The 19,235-nt window shown below is 35.2% G+C and carries 18 protein-coding genes; 10 read left to right on the top strand and 8 right to left on the bottom strand.

Going from position 1 to position 19,235, the window contains the following annotated elements:
- Window positions 1-206 precede the first annotated feature (206 nt).
- From KYG33_RS09570 to KYG33_RS09560, 3 genes are all read left to right on the top strand, one after another.
- Window positions 207-1,439, top strand: coding sequence for a zinc-dependent metalloprotease (locus tag KYG33_RS09570; protein ID WP_219073142.1), 1,233 nt, complete (start codon window positions 207-209; stop codon window positions 1,437-1,439).
- Between the two features lie 152 nt (window positions 1,440-1,591).
- Window positions 1,592-3,490: a molecular chaperone DnaK gene (dnaK, locus tag KYG33_RS09565; RefSeq protein WP_219073141.1), complete on the top strand. Its 1,899-nt coding sequence runs from the start codon at window positions 1,592-1,594 to the stop codon at window positions 3,488-3,490.
- 180 nt (window positions 3,491-3,670) lie between these two features.
- Complete coding sequence (locus KYG33_RS09560; protein WP_219073140.1) at window positions 3,671-4,669, top strand: erythromycin esterase family protein; 999 nt, start codon at window positions 3,671-3,673, stop codon at window positions 4,667-4,669.
- Window positions 4,670-4,832: 163 nt separating this feature from the next.
- Here KYG33_RS09560 and KYG33_RS09555 read toward each other — a convergent pair whose 3' ends face one another.
- Window positions 4,833-5,195, bottom strand: a complete 363-nt coding sequence (locus tag KYG33_RS09555; RefSeq protein WP_219073139.1) for a winged helix-turn-helix transcriptional regulator — start codon at window positions 5,193-5,195, stop codon at window positions 4,833-4,835.
- A gap of 91 nt (window positions 5,196-5,286) precedes the next feature.
- Here KYG33_RS09555 and KYG33_RS09550 point away from each other — a divergent pair, with 91 nt between their 5' ends.
- The 6 genes from KYG33_RS09550 to KYG33_RS09525 all read left to right on the top strand — a co-directional run bounded on the left by KYG33_RS09550 (window position 5,287) and on the right by KYG33_RS09525 (window position 14,139).
- On the top strand, window positions 5,287-5,730 hold the full coding sequence (locus KYG33_RS09550) for a DUF3291 domain-containing protein (protein WP_219073138.1): 444 nt from the start codon (window positions 5,287-5,289) through the stop codon (window positions 5,728-5,730).
- A gap of 169 nt (window positions 5,731-5,899) precedes the next feature.
- Window positions 5,900-8,617 carry a TonB-dependent receptor plug domain-containing protein gene (locus KYG33_RS09545; protein ID WP_257468978.1) on the top strand — a complete coding sequence of 906 codons (2,718 nt, stop codon included), beginning with the start codon at window positions 5,900-5,902 and terminating at the stop codon, window positions 8,615-8,617.
- 20 nt (window positions 8,618-8,637) lie between these two features.
- A complete protein-coding gene (locus KYG33_RS09540) occupies window positions 8,638-9,987 on the top strand; it encodes a DUF4876 domain-containing protein (RefSeq protein WP_149386773.1) in 1,350 nt (449 codons plus the stop codon).
- Window positions 9,977-11,569 carry a DUF6850 family outer membrane beta-barrel protein gene (locus tag KYG33_RS09535; RefSeq protein WP_219073137.1) on the top strand — a complete coding sequence of 531 codons (1,593 nt, stop codon included), beginning with the start codon at window positions 9,977-9,979 and terminating at the stop codon, window positions 11,567-11,569. The genes KYG33_RS09540 and KYG33_RS09535 overlap by 11 nt, the downstream gene beginning before the upstream one ends.
- A gap of 6 nt (window positions 11,570-11,575) precedes the next feature.
- Complete coding sequence (locus tag KYG33_RS09530) at window positions 11,576-12,718, top strand: cytochrome-c peroxidase (protein WP_180564405.1); 1,143 nt, start codon at window positions 11,576-11,578, stop codon at window positions 12,716-12,718.
- Between the two features lie 311 nt (window positions 12,719-13,029).
- Window positions 13,030-14,139 carry a heparan-alpha-glucosaminide N-acetyltransferase domain-containing protein gene (locus KYG33_RS09525; RefSeq protein WP_180564404.1) on the top strand — a complete coding sequence of 370 codons (1,110 nt, stop codon included), beginning with the start codon at window positions 13,030-13,032 and terminating at the stop codon, window positions 14,137-14,139.
- A 79-nt stretch (window positions 14,140-14,218) separates the two neighbouring features.
- On the opposite strand, the gene KYG33_RS09520 is transcribed toward KYG33_RS09525, so the two are convergent.
- From KYG33_RS09520 to KYG33_RS09505, 4 genes are all read right to left on the bottom strand, one after another.
- Window positions 14,219-14,572 carry a cupin domain-containing protein gene (locus KYG33_RS09520; protein ID WP_077419298.1) on the bottom strand — a complete coding sequence of 118 codons (354 nt, stop codon included), beginning with the start codon at window positions 14,570-14,572 and terminating at the stop codon, window positions 14,219-14,221.
- Between the two features lie 19 nt (window positions 14,573-14,591).
- Window positions 14,592-15,011 (bottom strand): DoxX family membrane protein, encoded by a 420-nt coding sequence (locus KYG33_RS09515; RefSeq protein ID WP_077419299.1) that lies wholly within the window; start codon window positions 15,009-15,011, stop codon window positions 14,592-14,594.
- A gap of 368 nt (window positions 15,012-15,379) precedes the next feature.
- On the bottom strand, window positions 15,380-16,171 hold the full coding sequence (locus tag KYG33_RS09510) for an AraC family transcriptional regulator (protein ID WP_180564402.1): 792 nt from the start codon (window positions 16,169-16,171) through the stop codon (window positions 15,380-15,382).
- A gap of 72 nt (window positions 16,172-16,243) precedes the next feature.
- Complete coding sequence (locus KYG33_RS09505; protein ID WP_219073136.1) at window positions 16,244-16,813, bottom strand: hypothetical protein; 570 nt, start codon at window positions 16,811-16,813, stop codon at window positions 16,244-16,246.
- Between the two features lie 83 nt (window positions 16,814-16,896).
- Between KYG33_RS09505 and KYG33_RS09500 the strand changes: the two genes are divergently transcribed.
- A complete protein-coding gene (locus KYG33_RS09500; protein ID WP_219073135.1) occupies window positions 16,897-17,409 on the top strand; it encodes a thioredoxin family protein in 513 nt (170 codons plus the stop codon).
- 67 nt (window positions 17,410-17,476) lie between these two features.
- Here the strand turns inward: KYG33_RS09500 and KYG33_RS09495 are convergent, their stop codons facing one another.
- The 3 genes from KYG33_RS09495 to KYG33_RS09485 all read right to left on the bottom strand — a co-directional run bounded on the left by KYG33_RS09495 (window position 17,477) and on the right by KYG33_RS09485 (window position 19,229).
- Window positions 17,477-18,079, bottom strand: coding sequence for a hypothetical protein (locus tag KYG33_RS09495; protein ID WP_219073134.1), 603 nt, complete (start codon window positions 18,077-18,079; stop codon window positions 17,477-17,479).
- A 132-nt stretch (window positions 18,080-18,211) separates the two neighbouring features.
- Entirely contained in the window at window positions 18,212-18,607 is a 396-nt protein-coding gene (locus tag KYG33_RS09490; protein ID WP_180564398.1) for a hypothetical protein, read from the bottom strand.
- A gap of 265 nt (window positions 18,608-18,872) precedes the next feature.
- Complete coding sequence (locus KYG33_RS09485) at window positions 18,873-19,229, bottom strand: hypothetical protein (RefSeq protein ID WP_219073133.1); 357 nt, start codon at window positions 19,227-19,229, stop codon at window positions 18,873-18,875.
- Window positions 19,230-19,235 lie beyond the last annotated feature (6 nt).

The raw sequence follows: 19,235 nt of genomic DNA, 5'->3' as shown, positions 1-19,235 counted from the left end.
TAAAGATTCTGTCTCTATTTCTTAGGTTAAACTTTGATTAATTTTTAAAGGTTGGTGAATTAAATTGTTTTGCTGATAACAAGCATATTGGTAATCAATTGGTTTAAGCAAATTTAGAGTTACAGTGATTTTACTGTAAATTACTCATTTATTCCATAGTCTTGTTGGAAGAATGGTTATATTTGCCGACTATTTATACTATTTATATGAAAAAAATTTTACTATTAACTGCCGGCTTTCTGATGGCTAATGTATTTGGACAGAGAGAATGTGCTACTGATTTGAAAATGAAGGAGTTTTATACAAGAAACCCTCAGGCTCTGGCAAAAAAAGAAGATTTACGAAATTATTTAACCAGTAAAAATGCTAATACAATGGCTAAAAATGGACAGACTGTTGTTACTATTCCCGTAGTAGTACATGTTCTTTATGGAAGTGCTGCCCAGAATATTTCTGATGCTCAGATTGCATCACAGATTGCAATTCTGAATAATGATTTCAGAAAGTTGAATCCTAACTTTAGTTCTGTCGTTCCTGATGCATTCAAGCCTTATGCAGCCGATATGGAACTGACATTTTGTATGGCAACAAAAACTCCTACAGGTGCTTCCACTACAGGAATAGAAAGAAAATCTGTAGCTGCAAATTTTGATTTTGCAAACCAATATTATTTAGCTTCGGGACTTACAGCCTGGGATCCAACTAAATATTTGAACATATGGGTAGGGAATATGCCAAATCCTTACTTAGGTTGGGCTTATCTGCCTGACGCTGCTGGTTTTCCGGAAGACGGACTTGCTATTGGTTACAAATATTTCGGAACCACAGGAGCTGCTCAGTATCCTTATAATGGAGGCCGAACTGCTACGCATGAAATAGGACATTATTTCGGATTGCTTCACCCTTGGGGAGAAGATGGCAGTCTTTGTAATACACCGGATAATGATGATGGGTGTGCTGATACCCCTGCTATTAATGATGCTCATTACGGTGGTAATGTTTTTCCAGATAATGGATTCATGTGTAATCCGACTGCAAACGGAGCTATGTTCATGAATTTTATGGATTATGTGACAGATACAGAAATGGCATTCTTTACCAATGATCAGAAAACAATCAAGACCAATACGATGGCAGGGCCAAGAGCAAGTCTTTTGAATTCTAACGCATGTGCATTTTTATCAGTAAATGATGTACAAAAGGTAAATTCTATCAATCTTTTCCCTAATCCTACTACACAGTATATTTCTATTGCTTCTCCTTTAGCACCTATTAATGAAGTGGAAATTTTCAATGCAGAAGGAAGACTGGTGAAAAAAGCATTTATTAAAAATGAAACAGATAAAATTGATGTGAAAGATTTTGCCAGTGGTGTTTATTATGTAAGAACTTATAATGGCAAAGACTTCGTAAAATCAATGAAGTTTATCAAAAAATAATGAAAATATTTCCATATTAAATCATACAAAGCCTCGATTTTATCGGGGTTTTTATTTTATTGTGTCATTTTGTCACAATTCTTTGAATGGTACAGATATTGAGAAATTGAGAGTGTAAATTAATTTAAAAATAGAAAAAAATATAAAATATTATGAGTAAAATAATTGGAATTGACTTAGGAACGACCAACTCTTGTGTTGCTGTAATGGAGGGTAAAGACCCTGTTGTTATTCCTAACGCAGAAGGTAAAAGAACTACTCCTTCTATTGTAGCTTTTACAGAAGACGGAGAGAGAAAAGTAGGTGATCCTGCAAAAAGACAGGCTGTAACGAATCCAACAAAAACTGTTTACTCTATCAAAAGATTTATCGGAACGCACTTTAAAGATGATGCTTCTGAAGTTTCAAGAGTACCTTATAAAGTGGTTGCAGGACCAAATGATACTGTAAAAGTAAAAATCGACGATAGAGAATATACACCACAGGAAATTTCTGCAATGACGCTTCAAAAAATGAAGAAAACTGCTGAAGATTATCTTGGACAGGAAGTAACAAGAGCGGTAATCACTGTTCCTGCATACTTCAATGATGCACAGAGACAAGCTACTAAAGAAGCTGGTGAAATCGCTGGTCTTAAAGTAGAAAGAATTATCAACGAACCTACAGCTGCAGCGTTAGCTTACGGTCTTGATAAAAACCATAAAGATCAGAAAATCGCAGTATATGACCTAGGTGGTGGTACTTTTGATATCTCTATCCTTGATTTAGGAGATGGTGTATTCGAAGTATTATCTACAAATGGTGATACGCACTTAGGAGGTGATGACTTTGATGATGTGATCATCAACTGGATGGCTGATGAGTTCAAAGCTGAAGAAGGTGTAGAATTGAAATCTGATGCAATCGCATTACAAAGATTGAAAGAAGCTGCTGAAAAAGCTAAAATTGAATTATCTTCTTCTCCTCAGACTGAAATCAACTTACCATATATCACGGCTACTGCTACAGGTCCTAAGCACTTAGTGAAGTCTTTAACAAAAGCTAAATTCGAGCAATTATCTGCAGATCTTGTAAGAAGATCTATGGAGCCTGTTGCTAAAGCATTAAAAGATGCTGGTTTATCAACTTCAGATATTGACGAAGTAATCTTGGTAGGTGGTTCTACAAGAATCCCGATCATCCAGGAAGAAGTAGAAAAATTCTTCGGTAAAAAACCATCTAAAGGAGTGAACCCGGATGAGGTTGTAGCAATTGGTGCAGCAATCCAGGGAGGTGTATTAACAGGTGATGTAAAAGACGTATTACTACTTGACGTTACTCCACTTTCTTTAGGTATTGAAACAATGGGTTCTGTATTCACTAAATTAATTGAGGCGAACACTACGATCCCAACTAAAAAATCTGAAGTATTCTCTACAGCTTCTGACAACCAGCCGGCTGTAAGCATCAGAGTAGGGCAGGGAGAAAGATCAATGTTCAACGATAACAAAGAAATCGGTAGATTCGATCTTCAGGATATTCCACCAGCACCAAGAGGAGTTCCTCAAATTGAAGTAACTTTCGATATTGATGCTAACGGTATCCTAAGTGTATCTGCTAAAGATAAAGGAACTGGTAAAGAGCAGTCTATCAAAATCCAGGCTTCTTCAGGTCTTTCTGACGAAGAAATCGAAAGAATGAAGAAAGAAGCTCAGGAAAACTCTGCAGCAGATGCTAAGAGAAAAGAAGAAGTTGAAATCTTCAACAAAGCTGACGGATTGATCTTCCAGACTGAAAAGCAATTGAAAGAGTTCGGTGAAAAGCTTTCTGCTGACAAAAAAGCAGCTATCGAAACAGCTCACACAGAATTAAAAACAGCTTTCGAAACTAAAAGTGTTGATGATGTAAAAGCTAAAACTGAAGCATTAGATGCAGCATGGATGGCAGCTTCTGAAGAATTATATGCAGCTGGTCAACAGCCTGGTGCTGATGCAGGTGCCGGAGCTCAGAATGCTGGCGGAAACGCTGGAGCTGAAGATGTACAGGATGCAGACTTCGAAGAAGTAAAATAATTAATTGATTCATAACAATTAATAACATATAAAAAAAAACCCATAAACATTTGTTTATGGGGTTTTTACTTCCAAAAGGTTTCTTACAACAAAAAACTGCCTTTTAACCAAGAACTCAGAGGCAATGCAGAAATAGTAGGATTAGGAGAATCTACTCACGGTTCGAGTGAAGTGTATCAAATGAAATATAGAATAAGTGAATATTTGATCGCTCATAAAAATTTCAATGTCTTTTCGCTCGAAGCCAATATGCCTGAAAGTTTTTTAATGAATCACTATATTCAGGAAGGAAAAGGAAACCCAAAAGATATTCTAAAGGGAATGTGTTTTTGGCTTTGGCAAACCGAAGAAACTTTAACTTTTGTTGAATGGTTAAAAAAATACAATGAAAATCATAATTCAAAAGTTTTTTTTGATGGTTTCGATATGCAATATGCTAAAGGAGCAATAGATCAAATAAGAAAAACATATCAGGAAAATCTGTTGCCCGAGCAAGAGATTGATGACATGGAAATCGCTTTAAAGGAAAATAACAGAGGCTTTAGAACGTATTCTAAAAAAGGTCAAAAAATTATATCTGAGTATCTGTTTTTAATAAAAGAAAAAAGTATATCAATAAAAAATCCGGAAGAAAAATCGCGCTTCCTACAAAATGTAGATATTATTAGACAATATATCCAACACAGTTTTATTAGAAGAGACCAATTTATGGCAGAGAATGTTAAATGGTTAAAGGAAAACTATTTGAATTCTAAAGTAATTGTCTCCGCTCATAATTATCACATTGCAAAATTAAATTCAGAAAAAATGGGGTATTGGATGAATGAAATGCATGATAACGATTTTGTGAATTTTGGATTTGCCTTTTATGAAGGTACTTATTCTGCCAGTATTAATGGGAAGCTTGGTACCTATAATTCAGAAAAAGCCGGTCCCGGAACATTAGAATATAAGCTTAACTCGCTCGACATTCCAATTTTTATTTTGGATCTGAAAGGAATCAAGAAGGATGGCAACAAACTTGGTAATTGGATATTAAAAGATATTCTATTCCGCAAAACAAGATCAGGTACAGATAAAAGTGAATTTACAAAAACCAATGTTACTGACTCTTTTGATTATTTGATATTCATAAATAAGTCAACAAACTCAAAACTTTTAAATGGTAACCCAAAATAAGCACAGCAAATTGAGTACTCTATTTATTAATGGATGGGTAATATTAATTTATATAGTTATCTATAAACACTAACATCTAATTATAAATCAAACCCGCAGTAAATTTATTTACTGCGGGTTTTTATTTTTTGTAGACTGATATATAAATTTAATGTATAAACTTTTAAAGCACCTTTTTACTTTCTAAAATAGTTTTGCCCCAATTATTAATATGATTCAATAAAGGAATAAATGATAATCCTAAATCTGACAAACTATATACAACTTTTACGGGAGGCTTTGTTCCAAATACTGTTCGTGTTATTAATTGATCTCTTTCTAATTGTCTCAGTTGAATACTTAAGGTTGTTTCTGTAATAAAAGAAAGCTCTTTTTTTAGTTCACCAAACCTTTTATCACCGTTCTTTAGGTGGCAGAGAATAACTCCTTTCCATCTTCCTCCAATGAGATCCATGACAAAGCTTACTGCACAGGGATAAGATTTTTGGTCCACATTGATGTATGAGGTCTCACATTCTTTTTTCATTTTTTTATAGTATCTATATTGATAGTTATTTTATGCTAATAGTACAGGATCTATTTTTACACAATATAACGAGAATTAAAGAAATAAAAAAATGTACCAATTAGCACAAATTAATGTTGCCCGAATGAAAGGAGTTAACATAGAAGATCCAGTAATGAATGAGTTTGTAAGTTATTTTGATTCAGTTAATCAACTAGCAGAAGAAAGTGATGGGTTCATATGGAGGTTAAAAGATGAGGATAACAATGCGGCAAGCTTTAATCCATTTAATGATGAACAAATTATTATCAATCTATCTGTATGGAGAAATATAGAAACATTGGAATACTATACCTATAAAACATTTCATGTTGACTTTCTGAAAAGAAGAAAAGAATGGTTTCAAAAATATGGAAAAGCCTTTTATGCTCTGTGGTGGATTAAAGATAGCGAATATCCAGACATAACAGAAGCTGTGAAGCGGCTAGAGTATTTGCAGGAAAACGGTCCATCATCCTATGCATTTAACTTTCAGTCCGTTTTTAAAAAGCCATAGCCAGATGTAATATCGTGTGTATTTAAGTTGTTTTATTGTTTTATTCTTCATTCAGGGAATTGTTTGTATATATTGTTTGGTTTTAAGAAAAAATAACTTTAATTAATTTTAAAACTTACTCTTTATTTAGAATAATTATAATTAATTTTGCGCTCTAAATATTTTAAGGGTGAAATTATCGTTATTAGCAGGTGCTGTTTTTCTAACAGCAGGCGGATTCTTGTCTGCTCAGAAAGTTGAATTTTCTCATAATGGACAAATCAAAACGGGAGAACTCGTCAGTGGTGGTTTGAAAGAATGTAAAGAATTGCATAAGAACGGTAATTCTATGGTTATCAAAGGAAAATGCCAGATTACTTTCCTAAATGATAATAATAGAGAAGAAACCATTATAATCAAAGAGGGGGAGGAACTAAAGTTGCAAATTCTATCACCTAAAAGCTCATCTCGTGAAAGATCAGAAATCAGAATCGAAGGAGTGCAGCTTACTGCAAGAAAAAAACAATTTTCTGAAATAGCAATTCAACAGGAAGCACTTCAAAACCTGCAGTCATTTTCTATCGGAGATGTATTACAGCAATTACCTGGTCAATATGTACAGCAGTTTGACAATACCCAATTTAAAAATATTGTTTTCAGAACCGCAAGCGGACCTTCAATAACAGGTTCCGGAAATGTTCCTGGAGGTGATGATTTCGGGAACAGGGCGTTTGGGGTACAGTTGATGGTCAATGATATTGTCTTATCTAATAACGAAAATATGCAGAGCTATGACTCTGCCAACAGCGGCCCTTTTGGAATAAGCTTTAATACCTCTACCAAAGGAGGAAACCTAATGCCAAGCCAGCCGAATTACGGGGTTGATTTAAGAGAAATTCCTACAGAGAATATCGAAAGTATTGAAGTTGTACAAGGAGTACCGGATGCCAAATATGGAGATTTGACTTCCGGATTGATCAAAGTTACTACAACGGCAAAAGCATCACCATTACGATTGGATGCATCGCTGAGAGAAGGAACTTATCAGGTTGGCCTTACCAAAGGGTTTAAAATTAATCAGAATAATGCCCTGAACGCTTCTGTTGATTATATGAATTCTCTTTCAGATCCCAGAACCAGCCTTGTAGGATATGACAGAACAAATGTCAATTTTCTTTGGTCAAGTAATAAAAATGGATTTAGAAATAAGCTGTCTGCTTCATTTTCTACCAATAGCAGCAAAGGAAAAAGAGACCCTGATGATGTTGACGGAATGATTATCAATGTCGAAAATAAAAGCTTTTCATTAGGAAATAATATCAGTTATTTTTTCGCACAGAATGGTAAAAAAACATTCTTTAAATCAATCAATGTCGATATGGGATTAAGCTATGCAACTCAGCTTACAGAACGCAGATACTGGCTGAACCAAGGCGCTCGTCCTTATGGAAACTCTACAACAGATGGAGTTTATTATGCACCTTATACACCGCCAAGTTATGAGAATCAGGCATTTTCGGATGGGAAACCTCTTAATATTTACACCAATTTTAGCATTAACGGAATAAAACTAACTTCTTCAAAATGGGCTCATAATTACAGTATGGGAGCTAATTTCCGTTATGGAGATAACTTTGGAAAAGGAAGGTACGGAACAGCAGGACAGTTCACAACGATAAATGCAGCCGGGCAGGGTTCCAATGGGATGAGAGATTTTAATTACAGAGACAATGTATTTTCCAGTAAACAGTATGCATTGTATATTCAGGATAATATTACCAAAGTCTTTGCTAATAAACACATTTTTAAAACAAATCTGGGTCTTCGCTATGATTTGCAGAATTCATATTCTACCTATTCGCCAAGAGTAAACACTTCTTATCAGATGGGGAAACTTTCTGTGAGAGGAGGGTTTGGATTAACATCTAAAGCACCTTCACTTAATCAGATCTACACAGCACCAAGATATTTTGACTTCCTTCTTGGGGATTATCGTCTGCCTGGATATTATTCAGCAGCTATTATGCAAACGGTCGTAACACCAGGAGATAATGCGAGTCTTAAACCTTCAAAGAGCTGGAAAACTGAAATAGGAGTAGATTACAGGTTTCCTTTTGGGATTGTTAACCTTACAGCATATTACAATAAGCTGGTAGATGGTTTTACTACCATGAGTGTTCATAAAATAATGGATAAAGCCAAAGTTGATGTCAATATATCAGGAACAAATGTGCCTACTTTTGAAATTGTAGGAACTGAAAAATTTAATTACCTCCAGAACAGAATTATTAACGGATATCAGTCTTCAGATAAAGGATTGGAACTGATGGCCAGCTTCAAAAAAATAGAAGCTCTTAATCTTGTGATTGGTTTTAATGCCAGTTATGTGGAGACTTCCGGGCAGAAAGACGACGGACTTTACAAAATCAGTGTACCGGAGATCATGGATAAGGATTACCAATATGGGATTTATAATGATATCAAAAATAAAAGATCCATGGCCAGAGCAAGTTTCAGTTTTGATTATCACCTTGCTTCATCAGGGTTAATTATTGGCTTGAGAACAGATCATTTTCTTTCAGACAGATCTTTGACAGGAATGAATGACATTTATCCGATAGGGTATATAAAACATGACGGAGAAATGCAGATGATTCCTGAAAATGAGCGTACCAATCCAAAATACCAGGGATTATTCCTGAAACCTTCTGACGAAAAACTTTCAGGGTTATATAACAAAACACTTCATAATGTTCATTTAAGGGTTACAAAAGATTTCTTAAGTGGTTTCAGATTGTCAATATACGTAAGTAATGTTTTCAATTTAAAAGCATACGACGAAAGAGGGGCTGTTTACGGAAACTTTACGTCTACTTCATTTGGAGGAAATATTTCATACAGATTTTAATAACGCTAAAAATAAAAATAATGAAACGATTAATACTATTGTTAGTAATTCCCGTTCTTGCCCTTGTTGGATGCAACAGAGATGATGACTTTGGAGGAAATAACGAGATTAAGCCTGTTCCGTTTACTGTAAATATTAAATATGATGCTTCCAAATACCCTTCCGTAGCAGACAAAGGAGTAGCGAATGTAACTGTTATCCTGAAAAATACAGCCACAGAAGATCAGATTATCGGAAAAACAGATGCCAACGGAGAACTGAAATTAGATGCCGTTCTGCCGGGAAGTTACAGTATTCAGGCTGAATTACAGCTGAAGCAGAGTGAATATGAACAGCAAATAGGAGAGGAAACAAGCTATGAAATTGTTCACTTCGGAGGTTTTGATGAAAAAGTAACCATCAATGCCAATACTTCTTCAAAACTGATCAGAATCACCAGTGGAAACCTTGGAGATCTTGTAATCAAACAATATTATTATGCAGGTTCGGATAATAAATTAGGAGCCAATTTCAGAGATCAGTTTATTGAGGTTCACAACAACTCGGATCAGACTATTTATGCTGACGGATTATACCTGGTATTTCTGGAAGGAAATGTGAACAGTAATGTGACCACCTATACTTTATCCAATGGGCAGTATGACTGGAGCAAAACTGCCGGGGGAGGTGCTGCAGCCAATACGGATTATGTTTATTCTAATATACTTATCAAAATACCGGGCAACGGTAGCCAGTACCCAATTTTGCCTGGGAAAAGTATTATTGTAGCTCAAACGGCCATTAATCATAAGATGCCTTTTGATGATATTAACGGTACAGGAATACCAATACAGGAGCCTGACAAAACTGTTGATCTGAGCCATGCCGACTTTGAAACTTATATGGGAGATTATAATATAAGTATTGGTAAAAAGCCCTTCGCATGGGATATCCAGAATATTATGGTGCCGGATATGCAGGTTGCTTACTGGAGTATTGCCTCTAATGATTTAATCCTGAATGTAAATTCTATGCTGGGATTAGGAATTCTGAGAGCAACGGATGCAGAAGTGGCAAGCTGGCAAAAAGTTGCAGCTCCTAAAGCTCCTACCGGAACCCTGTTTTTACAAATTCCTAAAAACTATATCATAGACGGAATAGATATTACGGATAAAGAGCAGAAAGTACCTAAAGATTTCCCTGCAGATATAGATGCTTCAAGAACTTTCATTGTCAACTCTCTGGGGCAGGCTGAAGGTACTTTTACAGGATTTTCTGTAATCCGTAAAACGAAGGAAATTGTCAATGGACGTATGGTATTGCAGGATACAAATAATTCTGCCAATGATTTTGTAACGATTAAAGCAAACCCTAGAGGATATGCACAATAATAGAAATAAGACGATTAAAGTCTTTCAATACAGTATGTTGGGATTGGTTGCTTTAGGCAGCCAGTTCTTCCATGCTCAGACTACTCATTTAGATAGTATTAACATCAGTTCGGTAGAAAAGGATATCAGAATAAATGATCCGTATATTTCATTTTTCCAGCCTTTGGATTTTTCACGGACAACCTTTCAGTATTCTTCTGTAAAACAAAATTTTAAAAGAGTACAGACAGCAGGAGAAACAGGAAGTTTTACTTTTAAGTCTGAAGGAGTTTATAAACTGAATGATAAAATTGCATTATCAGGAAGACTTAAAGCAGACAAAACAACTGAAGAAGATGTTCCCTATATTCTAAGCGATGAGAGAACTACAAATTCTTCTTTTATTTATAACCCTTCATATTATTGGGTTCCCCGTTCGGCAAGATGGCAGAAACAAAGCTATTTTATCAGCGGACAGTTTGCCTATAATCCAGTAAAACCTGTAATCCTGCAGTTGGGAGGAGAAGGGTTGTATGCCAAATCTTACCGTCAGAATGCAGATCCAAGACCGAAGGTAGATGATTACAAATACAAAGCCTTTGCAAAATTGGGTTTAAAGTGGAAACAGCATGCCATTTTCGGGAAACTGAGCTACGTAAATCATTACAAGGGAAATGATATCATGTTTGTGAATATGAAAGGAAATGTACCTGCCAATGACAGCATTTATATCCGTTATAATGAAGGTTATGGTAATCAGTACATCGGGAATACCGAGTATAAAACTTCTGAATATAAAATGGGAGGCTATATCTGGGGTGGAGAATATGCTTTTAATAATGGAAGTACCCATTTCTCTGCCGGATATGATTATAAAAATCTGATTGAACGCTTTTACAGGGTCTTCGAATATCAGGACGCAGTCTTTAACTGGCATAAAGACTATACAAAATATTCCGGACTAAAAACAGATCTGCATAGTTTCTACCTTAATTTTTTAGGGAACTATAATGGTAAAAAATGGGCTTCCATGGTGACCTATCAGGATCAGCTGGATACCAATTATAATTATCCTCTGGAATACAGATCGTACCGCCTGGAGCAGAAGAATCTTTTCTGGCAGAATAGTATGATTTGGTTTAACCATAAAAATGAAGCATTTAAGATTCTTTTTGATGCAGCATATGGGAAAAATCATGTGAAAGATGCATCGGTAGTAATGGACAGAAAACTTTCTTTTTTCAATTACCGTCTGGGTGCAGAAAAAGAATTTGCTTTAAAACCTTCACATAAAATAATGGTTGGTCTTTCGCAAAACCTGTATATTCCATTGGAAAAAGAATTCAATTATCAGCCTTATCAGAGCACAAAAGAGAATATCTTTGCAATGAAAATTGCTCAGCCGGATTTTGCTTATGACGCAACTCCAAAAATTGGTCTTAATTTTAACGCAAGTTATATCTTTGATCAGAACAAAATCAGATATGAGCTGTACGGAAGTTTTTCTCAGACCTGGCTGATGAACAGTACGTATAAAAATCAAGTGGACTACAATGGCAGAGCTAATCATGTTGCCTTGGTAGGGTTGAATGTTTATTATTAAAAATAAATGAAAGACAGATATATCGCTTTTTTGGCCGTTGCCGGAATAGTATGTTTATTAAGTTATACCTCAAATGATCCTACAGGATATACTGTAGAAGAGCTTCGTACTTTATACAGCAGCGGGGATCAGAGCAAATGGCCGGCTCCTCACTTATTTGATGAAGCAAAAGACGGGTTTCAGGATATCGGACCTTTGTCTAAGATGAAATTTCCTGAAGATAATCCCTATTCCGAAGATAAAATGGAATTGGGAAAAATGTTATTCTTTGATCCGAGATTGTCCAAAAGCGGACAGATTTCCTGCGCCAACTGCCATAATCCTGAAATAGGATGGTCAGACGGGAGCAGAGTTTCCTTTGGTCATGACAGACAGACGGGAACAAGAAATGCACCTACTTTAGTGAATATCGGATATGCCAAAACATTCTTCTGGGATGGCCGTTCAGCAACGTTGGAAGAGCAGGTGAAAGCTCCTATCGAAAATCCGGTGGAAATGAATCTTCACATGTCAATGGCCACAAAAAATATCAAGAAGATTAAAGATTATAAGCCTTTCTTTATAAAAGCTTTCGGAAATGGAGAAGTGACAGAAGAGAAAATTGCAAAAGCCGTTGCAACGTTTGAGCGTTCTCTGATCAGTCCGCCATCAAAGTTTGATAAATTCGTTTCCGGGAAAAAAGATGCGTTAACGGACTCTGAAATCAATGGGCTTCATTTATTCCGAACCAAAGCGAATTGTATCAACTGCCACAACACTCCTTATTTTTCTGACCAGAAGTTTCATAACCTCGGACTCACCTATTACGGAAGGAAATACGAAGACTTGGGAAGATATATCGTTACTAAAAAAAATGAAGATGTAGGGAAATTCAAAACCCCTACACTGAGAGAGGTTTCTGAGAACAAACCTTACATGCACAACGGGCTTTTCCCTGAGCTGGCTAACATTGTCATGATGTACAACGCAGGAATGGGAAGAGAAACTCCAAAAGAAGATCAGATCAATGACCCGAAATTTCCCCATAAATCAGGAATGGTGGAAAAATTGAATCTTACGGACGACGAAGTTTTTGATATCGTAGCATTTTTAAAAACGTTAAATAGTTACAAATACAAAATGCGTCCCCCTGAATTGCCTAAATCATAATCACTATAGTAAAAACTCTTCCACCCAGGAAGAGTTTTTTTATGTAGAGGGATATTAATCATTTCATTTTTGAAAGGATTTAAGGGTAAATTATATGAATGGATAGGGACGGATATTGACCTGAAATGGGTTTTAATGTGGAATTAAATCTTTAATTATTAATATTTTATGAAAATTTATTAATGAATTATAAGGAGTGGTTTTAATTTGTATATTTGATTTTTATTTAGAATAAATAAAAATATTGTTTAACGAAAAATTAATGAATACAATTTTATCCATCTAATCCACAATTTTCACTAAATAAAACTATGGAACAACAAAACAAAAGAATCCTCACTCTGGATTTAATAAAAGGTATAAGTGTTATCGGAATGATCATTATACATACCTTACTGGTATACGCCAATGTAAAATCACAATATGAAACAGCAATTGGCAGTTTTATTGTTTTTCTCGGAAGAGGAACTTCCATTTTCCTGATCTGTATGGGAATTACCTTTATGACTTCCACTCATCAAAGTCTTAAAAGTGCATTAAAACGGGGTGTTTTACTGGTGTTTGCAGGTCTCTTTATGAATTTTATGAAATTTATGATCCCTGTTATTTTTAATTTTGCTCCCGATAATTTTATCCAGAAATACGGATGGCATGCTCCTATAGGGCAGCAGTATGTATATCTGGTACAGCTGGGTGATATTTTACAGCTGGCAGGGATGTCTTTACTGTTCGTTGGGTTTATCAGAGAGTATGTGAAAAATAAATATATTATTCTGGCGATAGGCTTATTCGTTGCACTGATATCCAGAGAAGTGAGCGGAATTAATCTTGACTATCCTGTGATCAATTATGTTCTGGATCTTCTTTTCAATACAGATTATCCGGCATATGTCTATTTTCCTGTTTTCCCATGGATGGCTTTTATTATCATCGGAATGTTTTTCGGTAAATGGTTTCAGGAACTGAACTACAACATCAAACTGGTATTTAGAAATATGCTGTATGTAGGACTGTTGTTTATTGCCATAGGTGCACCGTTGGTTTTTCTGTATGGTGATTATAATTACAACGGATTTTATCATATGGGGCCTGGCGGGGTTATTTATTTTGCAGGCTGGACCTTACTGTTTTTATGGCTGATCAATACAATAACTGCAAACGTTAAGGAAAATGGCTTTATGCGTGTTCTGAAGTACTGCAGCAGAAATTTAACCTCAATGTACATGATCCAATGGATACTGATCTCCTGGGGAAAAGGAATTTTTGGGTATAGACAACATGAAATTGGGTATGTGTCGGTGCTGATTGTACTATATATCATTCTCACTTTTTCAGTACAGACTCTGGTGGATATTGTGAGAAAGAAAAAAACTTTAATTAATTTCAGACCTGTATCATCAAACAAAGCCGCCTTGAAATAAAAATGCCAGTGTAATGCTGCAATATTTTATAAGAGAAAACCACAGTAAAATATTTCACTGTGGTTTTGTTTTTAATGGGTTAAAGAATCTCTACTTCTTCAGGGATCACAAAAAGAATAGTACACCCATGCTCCGACTTCACGGAATGCTTAAAATTCGGCGGAGTGTACAAATAATCTCCTTTTTCAAGCTGGGTACCTGCAATAGCAGCGTCACCTTCCATGATAAACAGTTCTTCTCCGGCAGGATGATTGTGATAAGGATAGCTGGCTCCCGGTTCAAATTTTAAAAGAATGCTGGTAGAGCGGTTTTTCTCCGGATCAAATTTTAAAGATTTTACAAAAATACCTTCATAATGAATCCCTTTTTCAATTAAAGGCTGCCATTCTTTTTGTTCTGTTTTTACGATGTAATCGTGAATGTTGGTGTTCATGATATATAAATTTTAATTGTTATTGTTGTAGAAATTGGTCTAGACTCCATTGATAGCGGGAGAAAGTACTCAGAAGAAATGCTCCGGCACTGAATGCAAAGACAGAATAATCCAAAGGCTCTTTAATGCCAAAAGAAATACTCATCGCAACCGCAAAAAATAAAGTAAGAATAGAGGCGCACCGTGCTGTGCCTTTTATCTTATACCCTATAAGAAGCAGAATGCCGATTGATAATTCAGCAGCTGTAGATAATATGGCAATTATGGAAGCCCATGACTGCGGTAAGAATGAATTCGTTTCAGCAGTATAGCCGACAAATTTTTTCCATCCTGAAGATTGAGCTCCCCAAAGATTCAGCCTGCTTGCTACAGCAGATAAAAATCCGGATGCCAGAGCTATCCTTAACAAAAAAACGGCAGTGTCCTGTTGAGTTTTCATACCTTATTTTTAGATTTTAATTACAGGTACAAAGTTCAGCGAAAACCATTGCCTAAAGAATAGACAATTCCGGGAAAAGCATAGAATATTTGTATGAAGGGAAGCAGAAGGCTGTAAGCTGTAAGCGATGATAATGTATAAACCATCCTGGATGAATCTCAAATCCTGTGGAGAATTCGGTATATTGACATTTAGCTATAAATTAGAGTACAGCTTTAGGCACATGCTTCATCAAAATCGATTGAATATCGATTCACTTCTTTGCTCACTTAAGATAAAACGGAATTGAAAATAAATCTTTGCGTTTTATAAAATCCAGAATTACAGATTTCTCCAACTTTTGTATCTGATTCCCATCCTGATTTCTTTTAAATTTCCTTTACCGCTTTCTGATAATCTTTTGGAGAACGGGATGTATGTTTTTTAAAGAAATTTGAAAAGTAGAAAGGATCGTTGAAACCAAGAAGGTATGCAATTTCTTTCACTGTTAGTTTTTCATAGAGTAAAAGTCTCTTCGCTTCAGAAATAATAAGGCTGTAGATGACATTCTGGGCGGTTTTGCTTGTATGGAGTTTTGAAACCTCATTCAGCTTGGCTTCAGTGGTTCCAAGGATATCAGCAAAATGAGAAACCTGGTAATTATTTTTAAAATGAGTCCTGACACTTTCCAGGAACTTTAAGAATAAAGCGTCCGGTTTCCATATTTCATCACCGTTGGCAATTTTGCTGCGGTTGATTTCTACCAACAGCAATTCTACCAGGGAATGTGTCGAAATGAGATACTGATAAGGCTGCTCCAGAATTTCCTTTTCAATGGTGTTTAGTGTTTCAGAGAAAAATTCGGGATGAAGTACAGTAATTATTTCATTCATTCCAAAATGACAAAAAAGCCCATTGTGAAAAATAAGTTCAATATCACTGTCACTTTTAGAGAAGAAGTCCAGGGTAAATTCTAATGCCGTAAGTTCTCCTTCCACCGATTTTAATTGATGAAACTGCCCTGAAGTAATGGTTATGGTTTGGCCGGTTTTCAGGATGAAAATATTTTCGTCAATCAGGATTTCAGCACTTCCATGATCACACCAGAATAATGTGTATTTGATGACCCGTCTTGGCTCAGGATGTCCTGACTGATTAGAATATTTTTTTATTTCAATCATTTTGTAAACTTACTAAAAGTTAATATATTGAATGGGATGAAACTTTAGGCGTATTGTATTACATAAGGGAAACTAATTTTGTTTTTGATCAATTTTCTCCAAATCTTTCTTTACTGTCCTGACATCTCCTTCCGTAAGCTTACCATAGCCCATTTCTTTAATTTGCTTGAGTTGTATTTTTCTTATTTCATCTTGTTTATTATTTTTTAATAACCCATCCCGTAATGAAATATATTGTGGAGCAGCATATACTTCATCTTTCAAAAACTTTGTAATATTTTTACTATCTATGGTGCAACCTAAAATATACTCCATTTTTAAAGGGTTTCTGGAGTAAAGTGTATAGATGTCTAAAAATCTTTTATCCTTTCTTTTAAACAATTCTTTCCCTGAATATAATTTTAATGCATTGCTCCCATTCATCGCAAAATAATAGAGCTCGTCATTGCTCGCTATTTTGGCAACTTTTTTAAATTGATTATAAATTTTACTTTCTTCTCCACCGACTCCGATATGAGATGATTCAGCATAAGAAATAGTATCTAAAGGCTGTGCCAGCTTTTTTACCGCATCGGAAACCTGAGCATTATATCCTGCAAAGCTGAAAGCTAGAAGAAAACCGTAAAAATATTTATATCCCATTCTTTATAATAATATTTAAAGTTAAATAAAATAATTGAACGATTAAATGCCTAAATTCGTGTAGATTTAAACAAAAATTCAGAATGAAATACTCTAAAATTATTATCGTTGTTACACTGTTTTTATTTCAGTTAGGAGCAGCACAGGAAAAAGCAGATATAGTATTAAATACAGCTTTCAAAGAAGCTAAAGCAGACAATAAAAATGTTTTACTGGTATTCCATGCTTCATGGTGCAAATGGTGCAAGATGATGGAAAAAAACATGAATCTTCCTGAAGCCAAACCTATTTTTGATAAAAGATTCGTCACTGCTTATGTGGATGTTCAGGAAAGAGGCGAAAAGAAAAGTCTTGAAAACCCTGGCGGGCAGGAATTGATGAATAAATATAAAGGTGAAAATGCCGGACTTCCTTTCTGGCTGGTTCTGAACCCAAAAGGAGAAGTATTGGCAGATTCTTTTGATGATAAAGCGCAAAATCTGGGATCACCGGCAACCCCGGAAGAAGTAAATGCTTTTATTGCTAAACTGGGGAAATCCTCAAAACTGAGTAAAGAAGAATCGCAGACCATTGAGAAAGTGTTTGTGACGAAATAAGACTTTTAAAAATAGAAAATCCCTCCAACATGTTCATTGGAGGGATTTTTATTATATCATCGATTGATTAAAACTTCTTGTAGTAATATTCAATATTTGTCCATAAAACCTGATCTCCTGATTTTACCATTTCAGAAGGAGTGGTAAATATATTCCCAAAAATATTTTCGTACTGGGTTGTTCCAAAATGTGCACTTTTAGTAATCAGCATCCCTTCTCCATCGGTTCGGGGTACTCTTTTAACGTATCTGTAAGTTCTTTTTAAAGTGAATGAGGACGTATTTTTATTGAAATCACCAATATAAGTTGGTTTATTAGTAGTATTCTCTTTGATGAGTACGGAGTCATTTACAATCGTGAAACTATAAGTGAAGTCTGTAGATGAGGTTTCGGAAATCAGTTTGATGGTCTTGTTGGTAAGATCAAGGCTTATCTTTTTCCAGGCAGGTTCCTGATACGTGCTCCAGTATTTGTTCAGATAAGACTCATCAGGATTAGATTTACTTCCGAATGATCCGGTATAAAGAGTGGTTCCTTTTACAGCATAGCTTTTAAATTCAAATTGATACATTTCTCTATCAATTGGCTTCGGATCGTCAATGGTGCTGTCATTATTTCCACACGAAACCAGAGAGAGGCCTATCATTGCTGCGTAAAAAGGGTACTTCATCGTTATTTTTTTGCAAAAGTAAGGGTTTTGCACGTATTGGTGAAATAGGAAAGGGTGTGATTTGTCAGTAACAGAACAAAAAAGCAAAAAGGAGAATTCACTTATCTGCCTTTTTGCTCTTTGTTTTACATGTTATTTTCCAAAATATATCATATCCTGCTTCTGCTGCTCATTATAAATGATCTGGAAGCTTACAGGCATATATTGATAAAGGAGTTTCCAATGTTGAATCTTTGCGTGTTTTTTGAAGCTTTCAAAAGATCTTACAAACAGATTTTCAATCATGGTTCTTACATAAGAATCCCCATTTTTATAGATTGAGTCCATCAGTTTAAGGTGATGGGCAATAATGCTGATTTTAGATTCCTGTAAAAGATTCTTCAGATAATTCACGGTAGCCTGCATGATTCCAGCAAAATTGTCCTGAACAGACAATTGTGTGATTTCCTTGCGAAGTGGCGGATAGAAAAATTTTAAGTATTCAACAGCTATTTTTTGATTAATAGTTTGCATTTGTACTTTCATCATAATTAAGAATTTTTCAAACACTTTATATTGCAGCGAAATGTATACCAAAATTTAAAGACAGGCCGCAAAAATAAATACACATACTATTACAGCGATGTGAGTGAGTAATATCTCTGTATTGTGTCTGCTAGTCGTAGATTTCCAGGTTTTCCAATCTGAAATTCTTCTTATTTTATTTTTCATAATCTATTGATTGTGAGTTATTTTTGATTTTGTTTAATTTAAACACTTTGTAATGAAACGGATAAAAAATGTAATAAAACCTTTATATACCGTGACTGTAAATTTGTCTTGAATATACCTTCTGAAGGTTGGTAGAAATGTGACTAAAAATCACTTTTCTGTATTCTTCACTGCAGAAAGCGGTACAATTGTCCAGAGAATAGATGAAAGTAGTTTCAATAGCATTTTTTAATACGGTATCTCCGTCAGTATAAATTTTTTCCATTTTCTGTAAACTTCTGAACAGCAGATTTCTGTCATTCTGGCGGATCATGTTTTTAATGCGCTCCGTGAAAGTGTGGATGATGCTGTATGAGTTTTGAATTTTAATTTCTTTCACTTCTTTTTCGAAATCGGGAACCACGTCGGTGATTTCCTTTACGGCTTGTAGGTAATTCATAATATT

It is taken from the genome of Chryseobacterium sp. D764 (genome assembly GCF_019317325.1).
GTDB lineage: Bacteria > Bacteroidota > Bacteroidia > Flavobacteriales > Weeksellaceae > Chryseobacterium.
The sequence above is the reverse complement of the archived record's forward strand: the minus strand, read 5'-3'. Positions and strand labels throughout refer to the sequence as shown.

Bases quoted from the DNA above. Each gene is read 5' to 3' on its own strand.
- KYG33_RS09570 (WP_219073142.1), top strand. From the start codon at position 207: ATGAAAAAAATTTTACTATTAACTGCCGGCTTTCTGATGGCTAATGTA.
- dnaK (WP_219073141.1), top strand. From the start codon at position 1,592: ATGAGTAAAATAATTGGAATTGACTTAGGAACGACCAACTCTTGTGTT.
- KYG33_RS09560 (WP_219073140.1), top strand. From the start codon at position 3,671: ATGAAATATAGAATAAGTGAATATTTGATCGCTCATAAAAATTTCAAT.
- KYG33_RS09555 (WP_219073139.1), bottom strand. From the start codon at position 5,195: ATGAAAAAAGAATGTGAGACCTCATACATCAATGTGGACCAAAAATCT.
- KYG33_RS09550 (WP_219073138.1), top strand. From the start codon at position 5,287: ATGTACCAATTAGCACAAATTAATGTTGCCCGAATGAAAGGAGTTAAC.
- KYG33_RS09540 (WP_149386773.1), top strand. From the start codon at position 8,638: ATGAAACGATTAATACTATTGTTAGTAATTCCCGTTCTTGCCCTTGTT.
- KYG33_RS09535 (WP_219073137.1), top strand. From the start codon at position 9,977: ATGCACAATAATAGAAATAAGACGATTAAAGTCTTTCAATACAGTATG.
- KYG33_RS09530 (WP_180564405.1), top strand. From the start codon at position 11,576: ATGAAAGACAGATATATCGCTTTTTTGGCCGTTGCCGGAATAGTATGT.
- KYG33_RS09525 (WP_180564404.1), top strand. From the start codon at position 13,030: ATGGAACAACAAAACAAAAGAATCCTCACTCTGGATTTAATAAAAGGT.
- KYG33_RS09520 (WP_077419298.1), bottom strand. From the start codon at position 14,572: ATGAACACCAACATTCACGATTACATCGTAAAAACAGAACAAAAAGAA.
- KYG33_RS09515 (WP_077419299.1), bottom strand. From the start codon at position 15,011: ATGAAAACTCAACAGGACACTGCCGTTTTTTTGTTAAGGATAGCTCTG.
- KYG33_RS09510 (WP_180564402.1), bottom strand. From the start codon at position 16,171: ATGATTGAAATAAAAAAATATTCTAATCAGTCAGGACATCCTGAGCCA.
- KYG33_RS09505 (WP_219073136.1), bottom strand. From the start codon at position 16,813: ATGGGATATAAATATTTTTACGGTTTTCTTCTAGCTTTCAGCTTTGCA.
- KYG33_RS09500 (WP_219073135.1), top strand. From the start codon at position 16,897: ATGAAATACTCTAAAATTATTATCGTTGTTACACTGTTTTTATTTCAG.
- KYG33_RS09495 (WP_219073134.1), bottom strand. From the start codon at position 18,079: ATGAAGTACCCTTTTTACGCAGCAATGATAGGCCTCTCTCTGGTTTCG.
- KYG33_RS09490 (WP_180564398.1), bottom strand. From the start codon at position 18,607: ATGATGAAAGTACAAATGCAAACTATTAATCAAAAAATAGCTGTTGAA.
- KYG33_RS09485 (WP_219073133.1), bottom strand. From the start codon at position 19,229: ATGAATTACCTACAAGCCGTAAAGGAAATCACCGACGTGGTTCCCGAT.